This is a genomic window from Bradyrhizobium sp. 191 (genome assembly GCF_023100985.1).
Classification (GTDB): domain Bacteria; phylum Pseudomonadota; class Alphaproteobacteria; order Rhizobiales; family Xanthobacteraceae; genus Bradyrhizobium; species Bradyrhizobium diversitatis.
Genome location: NZ_CP064692.1, coordinates 4,229,379 through 4,247,518 on the forward strand (window position 1 = coordinate 4,229,379; position 18,140 = coordinate 4,247,518).

The 18,140-nt window shown below is 65.3% G+C and carries 17 protein-coding genes; 7 read left to right on the top strand and 10 right to left on the bottom strand.

Annotation, left to right across the window (positions count from 1 at the left end; translation table 11 throughout):
* Nucleotides 1–18 precede the first annotated feature (18 nt).
* Nucleotides 19–3,537 carry a PAS domain S-box protein gene (locus IVB23_RS19640; protein ID WP_247799738.1) on the top strand — a complete coding sequence of 1,173 codons (3,519 nt, stop codon included), beginning with the start codon at nt 19–21 and terminating at the stop codon, nt 3,535–3,537.
* A 91-nt stretch (nt 3,538–3,628) separates the two neighbouring features.
* Here IVB23_RS19640 and IVB23_RS19645 read toward each other — a convergent pair whose 3' ends face one another.
* A complete protein-coding gene (locus IVB23_RS19645) occupies nt 3,629–4,264 on the bottom strand; it encodes a response regulator (RefSeq protein WP_061880295.1) in 636 nt (211 codons plus the stop codon).
* Nucleotides 4,265–4,413: 149 nt separating this feature from the next.
* Between IVB23_RS19645 and IVB23_RS19650 the strand changes: the two genes are divergently transcribed.
* The gene (locus tag IVB23_RS19650) at nt 4,414–4,716 is read left to right on the top strand and encodes a hypothetical protein (protein ID WP_197969327.1); all 303 of its coding nucleotides are present in this window, start codon (nt 4,414–4,416) and stop codon (nt 4,714–4,716) included.
* Nucleotides 4,717–4,770: 54 nt separating this feature from the next.
* Here the strand turns inward: IVB23_RS19650 and IVB23_RS19655 are convergent, their stop codons facing one another.
* The 7 genes from IVB23_RS19655 to IVB23_RS19685 all read right to left on the bottom strand — a co-directional run bounded on the left by IVB23_RS19655 (nt 4,771) and on the right by IVB23_RS19685 (nt 11,235).
* Nucleotides 4,771–5,274, bottom strand: coding sequence for a response regulator (locus tag IVB23_RS19655; RefSeq protein WP_028181010.1), 504 nt, complete (start codon nt 5,272–5,274; stop codon nt 4,771–4,773).
* Nucleotides 5,275–5,462: 188 nt separating this feature from the next.
* Nucleotides 5,463–5,780, bottom strand: coding sequence for a hypothetical protein (locus tag IVB23_RS19660; RefSeq protein ID WP_028181011.1), 318 nt, complete (start codon nt 5,778–5,780; stop codon nt 5,463–5,465).
* 1 nt (nt 5,781) lies between these two features.
* Nucleotides 5,782–6,663: a protein-glutamate O-methyltransferase CheR gene (locus tag IVB23_RS19665; protein ID WP_061880292.1), complete on the bottom strand. Its 882-nt coding sequence runs from the start codon at nt 6,661–6,663 to the stop codon at nt 5,782–5,784.
* A 60-nt stretch (nt 6,664–6,723) separates the two neighbouring features.
* Nucleotides 6,724–7,110 carry a response regulator gene (locus IVB23_RS19670; protein WP_028181013.1) on the bottom strand — a complete coding sequence of 129 codons (387 nt, stop codon included), beginning with the start codon at nt 7,108–7,110 and terminating at the stop codon, nt 6,724–6,726.
* A gap of 32 nt (nt 7,111–7,142) precedes the next feature.
* On the bottom strand, nt 7,143–7,616 hold the full coding sequence (locus IVB23_RS19675; protein ID WP_061877059.1) for a chemotaxis protein CheW: 474 nt from the start codon (nt 7,614–7,616) through the stop codon (nt 7,143–7,145).
* Between the two features lie 24 nt (nt 7,617–7,640).
* A complete protein-coding gene (locus tag IVB23_RS19680; protein WP_247799739.1) occupies nt 7,641–10,445 on the bottom strand; it encodes a hybrid sensor histidine kinase/response regulator in 2,805 nt (934 codons plus the stop codon).
* A gap of 427 nt (nt 10,446–10,872) precedes the next feature.
* Entirely contained in the window at nt 10,873–11,235 is a 363-nt protein-coding gene (locus IVB23_RS19685; RefSeq protein ID WP_197488724.1) for a hypothetical protein, read from the bottom strand.
* Between the two features lie 117 nt (nt 11,236–11,352).
* On the opposite strand from IVB23_RS19685, the gene IVB23_RS19690 reads away from it, so the two are divergent.
* From IVB23_RS19690 to IVB23_RS19700, 3 genes are all read left to right on the top strand, one after another.
* Nucleotides 11,353–12,051 carry a Crp/Fnr family transcriptional regulator gene (locus tag IVB23_RS19690; protein ID WP_247804937.1) on the top strand — a complete coding sequence of 233 codons (699 nt, stop codon included), beginning with the start codon at nt 11,353–11,355 and terminating at the stop codon, nt 12,049–12,051.
* Nucleotides 12,052–12,207: 156 nt separating this feature from the next.
* A complete protein-coding gene (locus IVB23_RS19695) occupies nt 12,208–12,585 on the top strand; it encodes an Hpt domain-containing protein (RefSeq protein WP_247799740.1) in 378 nt (125 codons plus the stop codon).
* Between the two features lie 157 nt (nt 12,586–12,742).
* On the top strand, nt 12,743–12,991 hold the full coding sequence (locus IVB23_RS19700) for a hypothetical protein (RefSeq protein WP_061880238.1): 249 nt from the start codon (nt 12,743–12,745) through the stop codon (nt 12,989–12,991).
* Between the two features lie 71 nt (nt 12,992–13,062).
* Here the strand turns inward: IVB23_RS19700 and IVB23_RS19705 are convergent, their stop codons facing one another.
* Nucleotides 13,063–13,680, bottom strand: a complete 618-nt coding sequence (locus tag IVB23_RS19705; protein ID WP_247799741.1) for a helix-turn-helix transcriptional regulator — start codon at nt 13,678–13,680, stop codon at nt 13,063–13,065.
* A gap of 334 nt (nt 13,681–14,014) precedes the next feature.
* Here IVB23_RS19705 and IVB23_RS19710 point away from each other — a divergent pair, with 334 nt between their 5' ends.
* Both IVB23_RS19710 and IVB23_RS19715 read left to right on the top strand, forming a co-directional pair.
* Nucleotides 14,015–15,178, top strand: coding sequence for a hypothetical protein (locus IVB23_RS19710; protein ID WP_247799742.1), 1,164 nt, complete (start codon nt 14,015–14,017; stop codon nt 15,176–15,178).
* 724 nt (nt 15,179–15,902) lie between these two features.
* Nucleotides 15,903–17,117, top strand: a complete 1,215-nt coding sequence (locus IVB23_RS19715) for an EAL domain-containing response regulator (RefSeq protein ID WP_247799743.1) — start codon at nt 15,903–15,905, stop codon at nt 17,115–17,117.
* Nucleotides 17,118–17,126: 9 nt separating this feature from the next.
* Here the strand turns inward: IVB23_RS19715 and IVB23_RS19720 are convergent, their stop codons facing one another.
* Nucleotides 17,127–17,987: a DMT family transporter gene (locus IVB23_RS19720; protein WP_247799744.1), complete on the bottom strand. Its 861-nt coding sequence runs from the start codon at nt 17,985–17,987 to the stop codon at nt 17,127–17,129.
* Nucleotides 17,988–18,140 lie beyond the last annotated feature (153 nt).

Consider the following 18,140-nt stretch of genomic DNA (forward strand, 5'->3'; position numbering starts at 1 on the left):
AGCCCGGCGAAAATCCCCATGAGACTGGCAACGACGCTGGCAACGCGGCTGGCCATCGCGATGATCCTGCTGGTGGCGGTGACCGTGGCCGCGGTCGGATGGCTGGGCTATCGCAACACCACACAGGCCGTCATTCCGCGGGTCCTGGAGCGGGTCGAAGCCCAGTCGCGCCTGCTGGCAGCCAATCTCGAATCCTACGTTGCCGGCGTGCGCGGCGATCTGATCGGCTACCGCGCCGCAGCAGCAATCAACGGCCTCATCCGCGCTCACACCGGTGGCGGAACCGACCCCGTCGATGGCGTCTCGGAGCAAACCTGGCGCGAGCGTATCGCGACGCGGCTCGCGGCCGAGATCGACGCCAAGCCCATCTATGGGCAGTTCCGGATCATCAGTGTCGACAACGACCAGCGCGAACTGGTCCGCGTCGATCGCACCGGCCCGGGCGAAACGGCCCGGATCGCCCCCGACGGCGAACTGGAGGGCAAGGGCGAGCGAACCTATTTCCAGGAAACGATACGGCTGGCGCCGGGCGAGATCTATGTTTCGCCCGTCGAGCTCGCCACGCGGCGGGGCGGGACCACGGAGCCGCACGTTCCGACTCTTCGCGTCGCGACGCCCCTGTTCACGCCGGACAACAGGCCGTTCGGCATCATCGTCGCCAATATCGACATGCGCCCGGCGCTCGACCGCATCCGCTCGACCAGGAGTTCGGGAGGAGAGCTCTACGTCGTGAATTCGCGCGGCGACTATCTCGTCCATCCCGACCGCACACAGGAATTCGGCTCATCGCGCGGCCATCCCACCAATTGGCGCAATGACTTTCCATTCTTCTCGGCCCTGGCCGGCACGTCGGACGTAGCCACGCGGGTCACAACCGATGAGTTGGGCCGGCCGAGCGGCGCGGCCATCGCGCCGGCACTGCTTGCGAACAAGGAATGGGTCGCCATCATCGTGACCGTTCCCTCGTCCGTCTTCGGCCGCGTGCCGGCTGCCATCCAGAGAACGTCCCTGCTCGTCGGCGTGCTGGCCGTTCTCGCCGCAGCCGCGCTCGCGGTGCTGCTGGCGCGCTCATTGACACGCCCGATCGGGCGCCTCACCGCGGCGGTGCAGGCGATCGGCAGCGGACGTCCAGCGGAGATTCCCGTCGACGCCGGCGGCGAGACCGGCGTACTGGCGCGGGCCTTTGCCCGGATGATCGAGGAGACCCGTGCGAAAACGGCCGCTCTCGAGCGCGAGATCGAGGAGCATCGCCGCACCGAGGCTGCGCGAAGCCATCACGCGGCGCGCGAGAGGCTGTTCAGCGCCGCGGTGGAATCGTCCGACGATGCGATCGTGATGCAGACGCTCGATGCGGTCATCACGGGCTGGAACCCGGCCGCCGAACGTCTCTATGGCTATTCGGCGGATGAGGCGATCGGCAAGCCCACGTCGATCATTGTCCCGCCCGACCGTCGCGCGCATGGCAAGGACTATTTGCAGCGGATCGCGCGGGGCGAGCCGATCGAGCGGTTCGAGACCGTGCGCCTGCGCAAGGACGGCACGCCGGTCGAAATCTCGCTCAGCCTCTCGCCGATCAGGGGGCCATCCGGCGAGATCGTCGGCGTCTCCGGGAGCGCGAGCAGCCTGACCGAGGCGCGGCGCGCCGAGCGGGCGCTGCAGCACCAGCTCGAGGAGCGGCGACAGATCTTCGAGACATCGCAGGATCTGATCATGATCATGGATGCGCGGGGTCATATCGCGCAGATCAGCCCGAGCAGCGAAGCCATTCTCGGCTACCGGCCGGACGAGATGAGCGGCCGCAGCGGCGCCGATTTCATTCATCCCGATCATCTGGAGCAGTCGCGCGCCGAGATGCGCGCCTTGCGGCACGGCGAGCGTCCAAAGCTCGCCGACACCCGCTGCTTCCACAAGAACGGCCACGAAGTCTGGCTGTCCTGGCTCGGCAACTGGTCCGAGCCGGCGCATCGATTTTTCTTCGTCGGTCGCGACATGACAGAAGCACGGCTCGCGCAGGAATCGCTGCGCGAGAGTGAACGGCTCGCCCGCAACATCGTCGAGACCTCGCTCGACGCCTTCGTCCAGACCGACGAGACCGGCAGCGTCCTGAGCTGGAATTCGCAGGCCGAACAGCTCTTCGGCTGGCGCCGTGACGAGGTGCTCGGCAAGAGCGCGAGCGATCTGATCGTCGCCGAGAGCGAGCGCGAGAGGGTCAGGGCGGGACTGAGGCGCTTCCTCGATGATGAGGACGGCAGGACGCTGAACCGCCGCCGCGAGCTCATGTGCCGCCGCCGCGACGGCAAGGAATTCAGGGCCGAGCTGAGCGTCACCGCCCTGAAGCGGCGCGAGGGCCTGCTGTTCAACGTGTTCTGCCGCGACCTCACCGACAAGGTCGCCGCCGAGGAACGCATCCGTCATGCCGAGAAAATGGAGGCTGTCGGCCAGCTTACCGGCGGCGTGGCGCATGACTTCAACAACATTCTCACCGTCATCACCGGGACGATCGAGATTCTCGCGGAGGCGGTCGCGAAGGAACCGCAGCTCGCGGCCATCACCAAGATGATCGACGAGGCCGCCGCGCGCGGCGCCGATCTGACCCAGCACCTGCTCGCCTTCGCGCGCAAGCAGCCGCTCCAGCCGCGCGAGATCGACATCAACTCGCTGATCGTCGACACCGCAAAACTGTTGCGTCCGACGCTGGGCGAGCAGATCCAGATCGAATCGGTGTTCGAGGGCGAGAATTGCGTCGCGATCGTCGATCCCAACCAGCTCACCACCGCGATCCTCAACCTCGCGCTCAATGCTCGTGACGCCATGCCCAGCGGCGGCAAGCTGATCCTGGAGACCGGCGCCGCCTATCTCGACGAGGTCTATGCCAGTGCGAACGATGTGCCGCCGGGGCATTACGTGCTGATCGCCGTGAGCGACACCGGCACCGGCATCCCTGCGAGCATGTTGCCCAGAGTGTTCGACCCCTTCTTCACCTCGAAAGGACCGGGCAAGGGCACCGGACTCGGGCTTTCGATGGTCTACGGCTTCATCAAGCAGTCCGCAGGTCACATCAAGATCTACAGCGAGGAGGGCCACGGCACCACGATCAAGATGTACCTGCCGCCCGGGACGACGGCGGCAGCGGTCGGCGAGGGCGTGACGCCGGCGACGATCGAGGGCGGACACGAGACGATCCTGGTGGTCGAGGACGACCGGCTGGTGCGGGACTACGTACTGGCGCAACTGCATTCGCTGGGTTACGTCACCTTGCAAGCTGCGAACGCCGCGGAGGCGCTCGCGATCGTCGCCAGCGGAAAGCCGTTCGACCTTCTGTTCACCGACGTCATCATGCCCGGCAAGATGAACGGACGGCAGCTCGCCGACGAACTGATGAAGACGCGCCCGGATCTCAAGGTGGTCTACACGTCAGGCTATACCGAGAACGCGATCATCCATCACGGCCGGCTGGATTCGGGTGTGATGTTGCTGGCCAAGCCCTATCGCAAATCGGATCTGGCGCGGATCATCCGCAAGGCGCTGAGCACTTGAGGCTGCGTAGCCCGGATGAGCAAAGCGATATCCGGGACTTTGCAGCAGCGGTCCCGGGTATCGCTTCGCTCACCCGGGCTACAAGAGCTTGCTATGACGCGCGCTGGGCCGCGGTCATCACGATGCGGATCAGATCGGCGGCATTGCGTGCGCCGAGCTTCTTCATGATGTTGGCGCGATGGTCCTCGATCGTGCGCGGGCTGATGCCGAGCGTGCGGCCGGCTTCCTTGTTGGATGCACCGGAGGCGAACTGCTCCAGCACCTCGCGCTCCCTGCGCGTCAACGGCTCGCGTCCGGGGAAATGCAGCGAGCCGAACTTCGGCGCTGCATTCTGCGCCTGCCTGCGTGCATAGGCGCCGATCGCCTCGTCGAGCCGGCCGACGATTTCGCTGCCGCGGAACGGCTTCTCGATGAAGTCGAGGGCGCCGCTCTTGATCGCGCCGACCGCCATCGCGATGTCGCCCTGACCGGAGATCATGAAGATCGGCGCCGGATAGTCCTCGCCGTGCAACTCCTTCAGGATGTCGAGACCCGACTTTCCGGGAATATGCACGTCGAGCAGAATCGCAGCCGGTGTGCGGCTTCGCGCGACCGAAAGCAGTGCTGCTCCGTCCGCAAAACAGATCACGTCATAGCCCGCCGCCTTCAACACCATCGACAAGGTGTCGCGAACGGCAGGGTCGTCGTCCACCACGAAGATTTCACCGCGAGAACTTTGTTCGGCCATGTGCCACATCCGGTTGGCATGAAGGACTCGCGTCCGCGCCAACCCTTATGGCGCTCGGCGCGGATTCGGCCCACCCGTATTTGTACGGGACATGGACTTAACGCACAAGTAGCGGCAGGGTGCCTAATTGCGGGACACGGAGATTATCCATGCTAAATTTCGCCGGCACGGCCCCGCTTGTCGCTACGCCTACAACTGACAGCCGTCAGTTGATCGCAGCCGATCTTCGCTCTCTGATCGCGCGCATCGACATCAGTCTGCGCCTGATCGACGCAGTCATGGCGGAGGAAGACGCAGCGGGGCACGCGAGCGCTATCGCGGGTTCCAATGAGATTTTCGTGCTCGACGACGTCACGCCCCGTTACGCCGCCGCGGGCGCCACGCTCATTGCCTGCCGGGCGGGGCTCGACCACGCCCTGCAGCAATTGTCGGAATCCGGCAGGCCGGCCTGAGCCGCAATCAGCGCGGCGGAACCGCCGCAGCCGCTTGCATGGCAGCTCCGCGCGTCAGGCGCGGTGCCGTTCCACGATCGCGTCGTTGGCGACACCACCCCAGGTGTGGATCGCGGGCAAGCCCATCGCGATCTTGCCGAGGTTGGCGAGGCTGATGCGCAGGGCCGCGAGATCCAGCGGCTTCGGCAGGCTCTGCAGCTCGATCCCGACGGAGCGGGCAAAGCTGCGGGCGGCGCTGCGGCGTTTGCCGTCCATGCCGCTGATGACGATCACGGAGCCCGCAAACTTCGCGCTCGCCATCTCGCGCAGCACGTCGATGCCGTCGCCGTCCTCCAGCACGAGGTCGAGCGTCACGCAGTCAAAGCGCGCGGCGCGGAGCTTCTCGATCGCGTCCGTCACCGATGGCGCCACGGTGACTTCGTGGCCGGCCTGCTTGGCGGCGACCGCGATCAGGTGGCGCTGCGTGGCGTCGTCGTCGACCACCAGGAGCTGAAGCGCACGCCGCTCGGCGACATCCGGCAGGTTTGACGAGACGGGGGAAAGAGAACTTCTGGGCATTTCCGTATCCTGAGATTGAGACCCTCAATGGATACACGGCTCGCGCTTAGGCGATGTAAAGCCGCTGCGGCCAATTGATTCGAATGTGTTCAGCAGATGTGAAGCAAAGTGCCTGAAGGAATGGCGGCGCTGCGGCCAGGTCACGCTGCGGCCAGGTCACGCTGCGGCCAGGTCACGCTGCGGCCAGGTCACGCCGCGGCGTCATGGCCGCCGGCCGCACCGCGCTTCTTCCTGTTCTTGCCGCGCAGGAACTGGATGTCCATTTCGGCGCCGTTGACGCGGACCAGCTCGCAGCGGCGGTAGGCGAGGCCCGTTGACGACAACAGCAGGAAGAACTCTTTCAGATTCAATCCCTGGATCGAGCCCTCCACCGTGAGGATGGCGTCGGTGTCGGAGATTGCGTTGAGCTTGCAGTCCCGCCGCCAGGTGCCGTCGATGGCCATGATGCAGACATCATAGCCGCGGCTGAACGTCACGCGCTCCGCGCCCTTGCCATCGTCGGCCATGTCATTGCCCCGCCATCGCCGCCGCCATGCGCGGCGCCGCTGCGGCGAGAACCGGCTTGGCTGCTGCCGCACGCGGATCGTTCGGCTTGTAGAGGCCGCGCCGCTCCGGAATCGGCCGGAACGTATCGGTCAGTCCGACCACGGTCTCGGCGGCGCCCAGCACCAGGAAGCCGTCCGGCTCGATCTGGCGCGCCAGCCGGTTGAAGATGTTGATCTTGGTGTCCTGGTCGAAATAGATCAGCACGTTGCGGCAGAAGATGACGTCGAAGGTGCCGAGCTGGGCAAAGTCGTGCAGCAGGTTGAGCTGGCGGTGCTGGATCATCGCCCGCAATTCGGGATTGATCTGCCAGGTCTCGCCGGTCTGCTTGAAATATTTGACCAGCATCTGGATCGGCAGGCCGCGCTGCACCTCGAACTGGCTGTAGATGCCGGCCCTCGCCTTTTCCAACACCTCCTGCGACAGGTCGGTCGCGATGATCTCGATGCGCCAGCCGGTGAGGGCCGCGCCCATCTCCTTCAGGCACATCGCCAGCGAATAAGGCTCCTGCCCGGTCGAGCCGGCGGCGCACCAGATCCGCACGCTGCGGCGGTTGGCCCGCGCCTTGATGATCTCGGGCATGATGTGGTCGCGGAAATGATCGAACGGGACCTTGTCGCGGAAGAAGAAGGTCTCGTTGGTGGTCATCGCCTCGACCACATCGGTGATCAGCGTACGCGAGCCGGCTTGCAGCTTCTGCACCAGTTCGGCGATGCCGGAGAGCCCGGTCTTGCGGGCGAGCGGCAGCAGGCGGCTCTCGATCAGATATTGCTTGTCTGCGGACAGGTCGAGACCGGAATTGTCCTTTAGGAACTTGCGCAGATACTCATACTCGGTCGGGGTCACGGATGGCCTCTCGGAAGCTGTACTGGAACACTCTGGCCCAAGCACTCGGGCCAGACACACTCAGACCATGGCTTGTCCGACCGGGATCAAACCAACTTCAGCGAACTTGTCGGCGATAATGTCTTTGTCGAAAGGCTTCATGATGTACTCGTTGGCGCCACCGCTGAGCGCCTGCGCGATATGAGCCACGTTGTTCTCGGTGGTGCAGAACACCACCTTGGGCTGGTCGCCGCCGGGCAGACGGCGCATGTGGCCCATGAACTCGAAGCCGTCCATCACGGGCATGTTCCAGTCGAGCAGCACCGCGTCGGGCAGCTGCCGCTGGCAGATCTCGAGCGCCTTCGCGCCGTCCTCAGCCTCGGTGACTTCGAATTCCAGACCTTCCAGAATCCGGCGCGCGATCTTGCGCACCACGCTGGAATCATCGACCACCAAACACGTCTTCATTTTGGTTCTCCGGCTTCGATGGTTTCGTTGGTTCAGGCCGCCATCATTTCGGGTGCGAGCTCGAGGACGCGATCGACGTCGAGGACGACCATGAGCTGGCCGTCGAGGCGGTGGACGCCGCCGGCGAGCTTGGCCATGCGGGGGTCGAGGTTGACGGGGTTCTCCTCCTTGCCGTCCTCGGGCAGGCGCAGCACCTCGCCGATCTGGTCGATCAGCAGGCCATAGGATTCGCCGCGCAGGTCGACGCCGACCGCCATCGGGGTCTTGCCGTCCTCGGCCTTGGGCAGGCCGAGACGGGCGCGCATGTCGACCACGGTGACGATGCGGCCGCGCAGGTTCAACACGCCCGCGATCTCGCGCGAGGACAGGGGAACGCGGGTGACGCGCTCGGGCATGAACACGTCCTGGACGCGGGAGATCGGCAGGCCGAACAGCTGGCCGCCGATCATCGCGGTGACGTATTCGACCATGGCGCCTTCGCTGGACTGGGTCTTGTTGCTGGCCATAAGCCTATCTCCTGATCCCCTGGGTTACGCCGCGGCCCGGCTCAGCTCGGAAGCGCCGGCGGCGCCCGCGGTCTGCTCCTTCAGCGCCGCGATCAGGCCGGGACGGTCGAACTTGGCGACATAGTCGTGGAAGCCGGCCTGGCGGCCGCGCTCGATCGCCGCCGGCGACACCAGCGCCGACAGGCCGATGATCGGCGTCGCGGCGAGGTTGTTGTCGGACCGGATCACTTCGGCGAACTCGAACCCGTTCATGTCGGGCATCTCGATGTCGGTCAGCACCACGTCGAAGCTCTGGGCGCGGAGCGCAGCCAAGCCCTCCTGCGCGGTCGGCGCGGTGCGGACGCGGTAGCCGGCGGCCTTGAGCACCGGAGCCAGCATGTTGCGGAAGAAGGCCGAGTCGTCGACCAGCAGCACCGCCTGCGAATGCATCGACGGCTTCATCTCCTTGCGGGTGAACCAGTCGGAGAACGCCATGGGCAGGAAGTGGCCGACGTCGATCACCTCGGTGGCCTGGCCCTTGATCACGGCCGAGCCCAGGATGCCCGAACTTGAACCGCCGACCTCGATGTTGAGCCGCTCCTCGACGATGTCGATGATCTCGTCGACGACGAGGCCCATGGAGCGGCCGTCGTCGGCGAACACCAGGATCGGCTGGACGCCCTGGCTGGCGATGGTGACGCCTTCCATGGCCACCAGCGGCATCAGCTGCTCGCGGTACTGCACCATGTAGCGGCCGTTCGAGAACTCGATCTTGTCGGCGGGGAGCTCTTCCAGGCGGGTGACGAGCCCGAGCGGGACCGCCTTGGGCTGGGAGGAGCCGGCGCGGAACACCAGCAGCGAGGTGGTCTGCTCGCCCGATCCGATGTGATGGCCGGCCGCGTCGTCGCCCATGTCATGGGCGGAGGAGCCGGCGGCGCCGAGCGCCTTCGCAATGCCGTTGGGATCGATGATCATGATGACCGCGCCATCGCCCAGGATGGTGTTGCCGGAGAACATGTCGATGTGGCGCAGTTTCGTCGACATCGGCTTCACGACGATCTCTTCCGTATGGAAGACACCATCGACCACGATGCCAAAAGTCTGGCTGCCGACCTGGGTCACCACGATGAAGCCGTTCTCGGGATCCGAGGCCGCGCCGTCGTCGATCTTGAGCAGCTTCTTCAGGTGGATCAGCGGCAGCAGCTTGTTGCGCAGCCGAAGAACCGCGGTGTCCTTGATGCGCTCGATGCGGTGCTCGGAGTTGGCGCGGGCGCGCACCAGCTCGACCACCGAGAGCTGCGGGATCGCAAAGCGGTCGCCGGCGGCTTCCACGATCAGCGCCGAGACGATGGCGAGCGTCAGCGGGATCTTGATGGTGACGCTCGAGCCTTCGCCGGCCACGCTCTTGATGTCGATGGTGCCGCCGATCTGGTCGATATTGGTGCGCACCACGTCCATGCCGACGCCGCGGCCCGAGACCGAGGTGATGGCGGCCGCGGTCGAGAAGCCCGGCGCGAAGATGAACTTGTGGATCTGGGCTTCGCTCATCTTCTCAAGCTCGGCCTCGGTGACGAGACCTGAGGAGATCGCCTTGGCCTTGATCTTCTCGGTGTTGAGGCCGCGGCCGTTGTCGGCGATGCAGATGATGATGTGGCCGCCCTCGTGATAGGCGGACAGGCGAATGGTGCCCTGCTCGCCCTTGCCGCTGGCGAGGCGCTCGGCGGGGGTCTCGAGGCCATGATCGGCGGAGTTGCGCACCATGTGGGTGAGCGGGTCCTTGATCAGGTCGAGCACCTGGCGGTCGAGCTCGGTGTCGGCGCCGTGCATCTCCAGCTCGATCTGCTTGCCGAGTTCGGATGAGAGATCGCGGACGATGCGGGGCAGCTTCTGCCAGGCATTGCCGATCGGCTGCATGCGCGTCTTCATGACGCCTTCCTGCAGCTCGGCGGTGACGTTGGACAGGCGCTGCAGCGGCACCTTGAACTCGGTGTCCTCGTTGCGCCTCGAGATCTCCAGCAGCTGGTTGCGGGTCAAGACCAGCTCGGAGACCATGGTCATCAGGTGCTCCAGCGTATCCACGTTGACGCGGATCGACTGGTTGGCGATGCGCTCGCCCTCGGAGGCGCCCTCGTCGGCCGTCGACTTCTTCGGCGCGGCCTTCTCCCTGGCGGGTTTTGCTTCCGCGACAGGCGCTTCGGGGGCGGGCTCAGGCTTTGCTTCAACCTTGGCTTCGGCCTTTACTTCAGCCTTGGCAGCCGGCGCGGGCGCCGGCGCTTCGATCGCGGTCTCGCGGAAGGCGCGCTCGAGCTCGTCGAGCGAGACTTCGCCGGGGCGCAACGGGCGCTCCAGCGTCTGCTCGATCAGCGTGCCCGTGGTCAGATCCTTTGCCGGCGCGGGCGCAGCGGCAACCGGCGCCTCCGGCGCCAGCGGCGGAGCGTCAGTGACGGGCGCTGAACCGGCCGCCATTGCCGCCATGCCCTGCTCGACCATCGCTTCCAGCTTGTCGATGAGGTCGCGGTCGTTGCCTTCGGGCTCGGCCTCGGTCGCCTCCAGGCCCGCCAGGATCTCCTTGATGCGGTCGATCGAGGACAGGATCACCGTCACCGCCTGCCCGGTCACCGGCATGCCGTCGCGGAACTTGCCCATCAAGGTCTCGCCGGCATGCGCCAGCGCTTCCAGCCGCGGCAGCCCGAGGAAGCCGCACGTGCCCTTGATGGTGTGGACCAGGCGGAAGATGTTATCCAGGATCTTGGCGTTGTTCGGCTCCTGCTCGAACTTCACCAGCTGATTGTCCACGGTGTCCAGGCTCTCGCTGGTCTCCGTCAAAAACTCCCGCAACAGATCATCCATGAGCTACGCCTTACTGACCTGGATTTAAACTGGGCGCCCGGGCCACCCTTGGCACGGACGGACGCCCTCTCCTCGATCGTTAGACATCCCCTTTCACAGTCCCGTTAATTTCATGCTCCGTCCTACTACGGATATTGAAGAGAAGTTTGCGGTTCGACCGCATGCCCCAGCGCTTTTCGGCAAATCCGTCTCCACGCCGCAAAGGAGTCGGCGTGCGAGGTAAACGGGCTGATAACAGCGAGGCGAGGCGCGCGGGAAAGTCCTGCTCGCGAAGAGCATTGCAGACGGCCTGTTGGGGGGTTGGACCGAGCCGGTCGCAAGCGGCGATGCTCTCGTGACCTACGCCTTGTGGTATTGCTGCGACGTGCGCGGCCCGCGCATGAGGTAAACGAACTCTTACTCTGCGGCGATAGCGACTCGTGCCGCGCTAACCTCGCCGCGCAGCCGAGGCAATGCCGCCGCCACGATGCTCTGGCGGGCAATGCGGCATGACGATGTCGATGATCATCAGATCGAGCTGGTCGTGTTCGAACGTGCAGCCCGGCTTCGCCAGCCTTGCCATCATCATCTGAAAATTGTTGGACCGCGCCACAACCTTTGGCCTAATATCTGCCAGACTTACAACTGAGCGACGAACGGGCACTTGCCGACGGCATCCGATGGGCGCGTCGTTCTGTTCCCCGGAACTGCCTCCATGCTTGAAATCGGAGCTTTCCTTCCAGTCGCTGCCGCAAGCGCGCCGCTTTGCAAGTGCGAAGCGCCGCAGGAAGCGATTGCCGCGGCCGGACAACCTGTCTCAATTGCCAATATATCCCGGCCTGTACATGATTGAACCTACCGCGCAGGACCGTGATTTCGCGCGTCGCGACTCGACGGTGCAGGAACAGCGGAGGCAGCTTTGGAAACGATGGCGCGTCCACCCAACGGTTTCCTGTCCGCGCTGTCGGCGGACGATTATGAATTGATCCGTCCGCACCTGCGAACGGTTGATCTGCCCCATGACGCAGTGCTGGCCGAGACCGGCGAGACACTGAAGCGCGCCTATTTTCCCCACCGCGGCGTCATCTCGCTGGTGGTGGAACTGGCCAGGGACGAGCATGTGCAAGTCGCCATGATCGGCCGCGACAGCCTGCTCGGCACATTCTCGATCATGGGCGAGGCGTCTGTATTGAACACCGCGCTTGTGCTGGTTCCCGGCGTCGCGTCGGTGGTGGACCTGGACCCGCTGCGGATCGCCGCCGACCAGAGCAGCACCCTGCGCACGTTGCTCATGCGCCACGGGCTTGCGGTCTACGTCCAGGTGCAGCAGACCGCCGGCTGCAACGTCGCCCATCCCGTGGAGGCGCGGCTGTCGCGGTGCCTGTTGCACACTCATGATCTGTCGGGCGGCTCCCGGCTGCTACTGACCCAGGAGACCATGGCACAGATGATCGGGGCGCGGCGCAACAGCGTGTCGCTGGTCGCCCACTCCTTGCAACAGGCCAATTTCATCCACTACAGCCGCGGACACATCCAGATCATCGACATCGACGGCCTGCGCCAGACGGCGTGCGCATGCTACGCCACGGTGAAGGCCCAGTACGACCGGCTGCTCGGCATACGCTGAACGCCGCGGGCGATTGGTAAACCGCCGGCTAATACCGGTCTGCAAACACCGGCCATCCTGCTACCGGAACTGAAATTCCGATGCCGTAGACGGGGGACGTACCTCGCGCCGCCACGTGCCGCGCGACAACGCACGATGATCGAGACAGGCAAGCCCATGTTTGACGCACCCGTCGCGCCTGCGCAGAACGCGCTCGATGCCGCCTCCGTGCGCGAGCCGCGCGCGTACGAAGCGCTGGTGCGCGAGATCGGCGAGGATGCTGCCCGTGAGGTGCGGGATGTATTCTGGAGCGAGACCCGCGCGCGCCTGCAACTGTTCCGCACGCTCTCGCTTGCGCAGCACCACGCCCGGATCGCGCGCGAGGCGCATTCGCTCAAAAGCGCGGCCGGGACGTTCGGCTATGTCAGGCTCGCTGCGCTGGCATTGCGGCTGGAGAAGACCGCTGAGGGCCTCGGCGAGGCCGAATTCCGCGCGCTCCTGGACCGGATGGATGCCGCCTACGCCGCCGCGCGCGCGCAAGAGCCGCAGGTCTGAAGCGCGATGCGATTGACGCTTTTTCCTTGCGCGAACCGGTATCCACTCCGCCCCGGCGAAGACCACGCGAAGCCCGCCGTACTTCTACGGTTTGGGATGTTCATAGATGGCTAATCATAGGAGGCGATAGTCCCCGGGAAAACCAGGAGGGTTTCCAATGTTCAAGTACGAGACGGCAGACCAGAAAGAGGTTCGTCGCTTCCGCATCGCACAGTTCAACGGCCGGATGGCGACAGTGAAGGCTGGCGAGTCCACCGTGACCGGCTTCGTGCGTTCGGTGCTTGAGCAGGAATCGAGTGTGCCTCCGCGCTGGACCATCACGATCATTCCGAACGCGCCGAAGGAAGAGATCAAGCCGCTGCGTCGCGCCTCCCCCGCGCGTCCCTTCGCCGAAGACTATTTCTGAGCAGGACGGGTTTCCGAACGTCTCGAGAGATGTCGCGGGTGCAACGCCAGCCGGGACGCAGCACGCCCGCCTCAGTCGATCGAATGCAGCAGCGCCGCACGGACGAGATCCGCGGTGTTACGCGCACCGAGCTTGCGCATCGCCTCGGCGCGATGGCTCTCGAAGGTGCGCGGACTGATCTGCATGTGAAGCGCGCCCTGCTTGTTCGAATAGCCTTCGCTGATCAGCCTCAGCACCTCGCGCTCGCGCTTGGTCAGCCGCTTCTGACCCGACGGACCGACGAGCTCGGCGCTCGGCACGCGCTGTGGCTGCAGCGCGCGAGCGACCTTCGATTGTGCCTCCTCGGCGCCGGACGGGATCGGCAAGCCGCCTTTGCCGGCGAGCTGCTTGACCAGACCGCAAACGCGCTCGGTCTGTACCAGCGCGTTCTCCACCACCCGCTGCAAATAGGCACGATCGCCCGTAGCAGGTACGAGCTGATCGCTGTGGTGCTTGATCTCGCCCATGTAGAGCAGGAGCGCAGTCAGGGGGCCGTTCAGCTCGCGGGCGATGGCCGCGGCCATTTCGTCGGCCGCCTTGGCACGGGCGGCGCTCAGGCGGACGAAATCGGGCTCTTCAGCCGGCGCAGCGCCGCCTTCGTCCCATTCCGACGGCCGCGAATCAGTGGCCGTATCATTCGGTGACCCCATGGCACTCGTTTAGCGGAACCGGAGCCGGTCTGTGCTTAACTTTCTGCTCCGTAAGACTACGGTGATTTGGGCCCTTTTACGCTAAAAAGGCGACTTCGGCACAATTTGTGCTTGCGTGTGGCCGCTCCCGATCGTGTAGCGGTTGAGTTCCGGCCGACACCTTGAGCCGTCTGACCGGAAAACTCCCCTTGATCGCCGCCTCCAACCGGCGCTGGCCCCCCGGCTTTTACGGATTAATTAACGGCGACTTGCTTCTCTAGGGAGGTCGAGCGCGCAAATGCCTCCACGCATTGGGCCCGCAAGCCAGCGGGACACGCTGCGAAAGATGCGTGCCATGAACGAGATCGATCGACTGTCGGAATTCCTGCAGAGGCTGACACCGCTGTCGCGCAGCTGTCTGCTCAGCGAGCTCGAGCGGCTCGAGCTGTGCGGCATCGACATGCCGGGCTCGGCCGACCTCCAGTCCCGCTTGCGCGCCGAGTTCCGCAAGGACGGATCGACCCAGGCACGGGCCACCAACCCATCGCGCTATTTCTTCGCGCCGCTGCAGCTGCTGCTGATCGACGGCGCGCCCGAGCATGCCAATCTGGGGCGGATCTCGCGCAACACCCTCACCCCGATCTGGGAGTGGATCTGCCGCGACCTGCTGCCGACCATGGCGCGCGACTACATCAAGGCAGTCAACGACCAGGTCGCGGCCAACAACCCCAAGGAGGTGCAGAAGATCGCGTCGACCTTCCAGACCAAGGTCGTCAAGGTCCTCGAGAGCACCCTCACCTCGTCCGAGAGCTCCGAGCTGGCGCGAGCCAAGCTCGCGCAATACACGGCTTCGCGCACCGCCTTCGACGACGTTGTGAAGATGCTGCATGTCTTGCGCGCCGGCGATGCGCTACCGAAGTTCAACGAGAAGCTGCCCGAGAGGATCGCGAAATTCGACGACGGCCAGGTCGCCCAGACCACCGCGCAGCTCGACGCCTTCAAGAAGGCCCATCCCGACGCGCTGCCCTTCGCGCTGGCGCTGGTGGCGCGGCGTCTGAAGACGCCCTGGCAATTGGTGCGGCTTGCCACCAAGGCTGCTGCGAGCAAGGCCGCCGCGGACATTGCCGCCACGCCCTATGCCTGCGTCGTTCACATGGTCCTCGATCGGCTCGACGACAAGCGCCTCGCGCTTCGTATCGCGCTTCGCAACAACAGGGTGCTGGTCGCCCGCGACCTGCTCGCCGAAATCTACGACACCGAGTATGCGCTCAAGGTCCGCATCGACGGCATCGAGCATTGCGACTGGGGCGTCCGCCTCCAGCAATTGATGGACGCGATCGCGAAGCTGGTCTCCGCCGAGGTGAGCCGCTTCCCCGCCAATGTGGGCCACATTCTCGGATCGCGGCGGCTGCGCAGCCACGACACGCTCGGCGGCAAGCTGACCTATCTGGCCTGGAAGGGACGCGACGCGATGCAGGACGGTGCGGCGGCGTTCCGCAAATTGATCGGGCAAAACTAGGCGCGCCGGGCGCGCGGCAGGCTCAGGAAACGGTCGAAATACCGCCCCGACAGCACGAATCTGAACCACCAATACATCATTCGCCGCATCGACATTGCTGTAATCCTCGACAGCCCACCACCGGCTGCGCGCACCAATAGCGCAGGTGCGGCAGTGCGCGTGTGATGCACTTCACATTCTCGGCCGCCGGGCCGGCTCCGTTGTCGCAGGACCACCGCGCGCGAAAGCCCAGTATGCGCGCATGGCGGGAACACGAGCTGTTCCGGCGCAGCCGTCGCTCCGGTGCGCGCGCTGACGCTCGCATCGACGACAATGGCGCTGGCGTCATCGCCGCAAGGCCATTGCACGCCGACCACAACGACAAGCAGCACCAGCCGTGTCCCTCGAACGAGCACGCGGGCTGGCGTGACACGAGAAAGTCGCCGGCAATTAATCCTTCGCAAGCCTCATCGCTGCGCCGGACCGATAGCGCAGCCGCATTGCGCGACGCAGTCGAGTGGCAAATTGCACGCCCATTGCGCGCAACAGCCATTTCACGTGCGTTGACCGTCGTTGCGCGTGCGGTGCTCGGGTATGCAAATTCTTTTCGAAGCTTCTGTCGAAAAATTAGCTCGAATTGCAGAGCTTAACGTTACCCAAATTATTCAAGAACGATGTGAAGCTCTCCTTATTTGAACCCACGCTCGCCGTTTAAAAAACCGTCACGGAACGGGAGTGGTGTAGGATGAACGATGGGATGATTGAACTCGTCGGCCGGAGGCCTGTGACCTTCGGACGACGAAAGGTGACGCCGCGCGCCTGTGTGGCCGACAGCAAGCGTCACCTGCGCGCCTTTCTCAGCGAGGTGCTCGAGGATCTCGGGTTCGTCACCTGCGAATGCGCCAGTGCCGACGAGCTGCAAACCGTGCTCGCCACCGAGTTGCCGGACCTGATCCTGCTCGGCGTCGCCGCCGATGGCATCGAGCCGGGACGATTCCTCGAAATCCTGGTGCGCGAGGCATTTGCCGGCAGGGTCCTCGCCGTCGGTGCCCGCGAGTCGATCATCGTCAAGGCCGTGCAGCAGGTCGGTGAGGAATATGGCCTTGCGATGCTGCCGCCGCTGACCACGCCCTTTGCCGCGGAGACGCTGCGCGAGCGTGTTGCGATGCTGCTGCCGGAGGAGCCGGCGCCGAGCCCGGCGGTGCATGTCGGCGAGGCCTTGCATGCCGGCTGGCTCGAGCTCTGGTACCAGCCCAAGATCGACGCGCGCACGCTCGTGCGCAGCGGCGCCGAGGCGCTGGTGCGGATGCGGCATCCGACCTGGGGCGTGGTGCCGCCGGCCTATTTCATCCCGGAGCCGCACGATCCGCATTTCCGCGGTCTGTCGGAGTTCGTGATCGATCGCGCCGTGCAGGACTGGCACTATCTTCTGGAACAGCAAAGCCCGGTCGATCTGTCGATCAATCTTCCCGCCTCCTATCTGAGGGAGCCGCACGCGGTGCGCGATCTGTGCCGTCGCGTGCCGACGCATCCGGCCTTCGGCGGACTGACGGTCGAGATCGACAGCGAGGAGGCGATCCGCGAGCTCGATCTCCTGACCGAGGTCGCGCGCGAGGTGGGCCTGCACAATATCGCGCTGTCGATCGACAATCTCGGCACCAACTGGCCGTCGCTGATGGGGCTCGACCGAATTCCCTTCGTCAAGCTGAAGGCCGATCGGCAATTCGTCACCGGCAGCGGCGGGGACCGGCTGAAGCGCACGGTGTGCCGCCACATCGTCGAGCTGGCGCAGGGCTTTGGCGCGCGCACCGTGGCTCAGGGGGTCGAGAGCCGCGCCGACCTGGTGGCGGCGAACGAACTCGGCTTCGATCTCGTGCAGGGCTTTCTGTTCGGCAAGCCGATGCCGCTGAAGAAATTTGCAAGGAGCGCGCTGACGCGGACGGTGATGGGCGAGGCGTGAGGCACAGCCTCACGCGAACCGCCGCGCGAAGAAGACGCAGACGACCACGAGCGCGGTCGCGACGATCATGCTCCAGGCCACGGGCTCACCGAGCAGAAGACCTGCGAGCGCCAGACCGAAGAACGGCTGCAGCTGCTGCAGCTGGCCGACGCGGGCAATGCCGCCGATTGCGAGCCCGCGGTACCAGAAGATGAAGCCGACGAACATGCTGAAGACGGAGACGTAGGCGAGCCCGATCCACGCCGGCACGCCGATGCCGCTCCAGGTCGGCGGCCATGTCAGGATCGCGAGCGCCAGCATCAGGGGCAGCGCGAGCAACAGCGCCCAGGAGATCACCTGCCAGCCGCCGAGCCGGCGCGACAGCGCGGCGCCCTCGGCATAGCCGAGGCCGCACAGCACGATCGACGCGGCCATCAGGAGATCGCCTTCGAGCGAAGCGGAGCCATCGCCCGAGAGCGCGAAGCCGGCCACGGTGGCGCTGCCGAGCACGGCGAACAGCCAGAACAACGGTTGCGGCCGCTCGCCGCCGCGCAGCACGCCGAAGATCGCGGTCGATAGCGGCAGCAGGCCGATAAAGACGATCGACCGCGCCGAGGTGACGTGCTGGAGCGCGAGCGCCGTCAGCAGCGGAAAGCCGACCACGACGCCGACGGCGACGATGGTGAGCGAGGCGAGATCACGGCGCTGCGGCCGCGCCTGCCGGAGCACGGCGAGCACCAAAGCCCCGATCAGCGCCGCGATGACCGCGCGCGCCGAGGTCAGGAACAGCGCCGAGAAGCCGCCGACCGCCACCCGCGTCGCCGGCAGCGAGCCGCTGAAGATGATGACGCCGAGAAGCCCGTTGCCCCAGCCGCTGGCGGAAGAGTGCATGTTGGTCTCGCTTGGGTAGGGGCGGCGGATCGGGTGCCGGGGCGGTTGAACGCTTCGCGTGATGGCATGGAATAACAAAAGTTCGAAAACAACCCCATGCACAGTAGACGGGGGTTGCAAGATCAATGGGTTAGGTGGGGGGCTGGGTTGAGT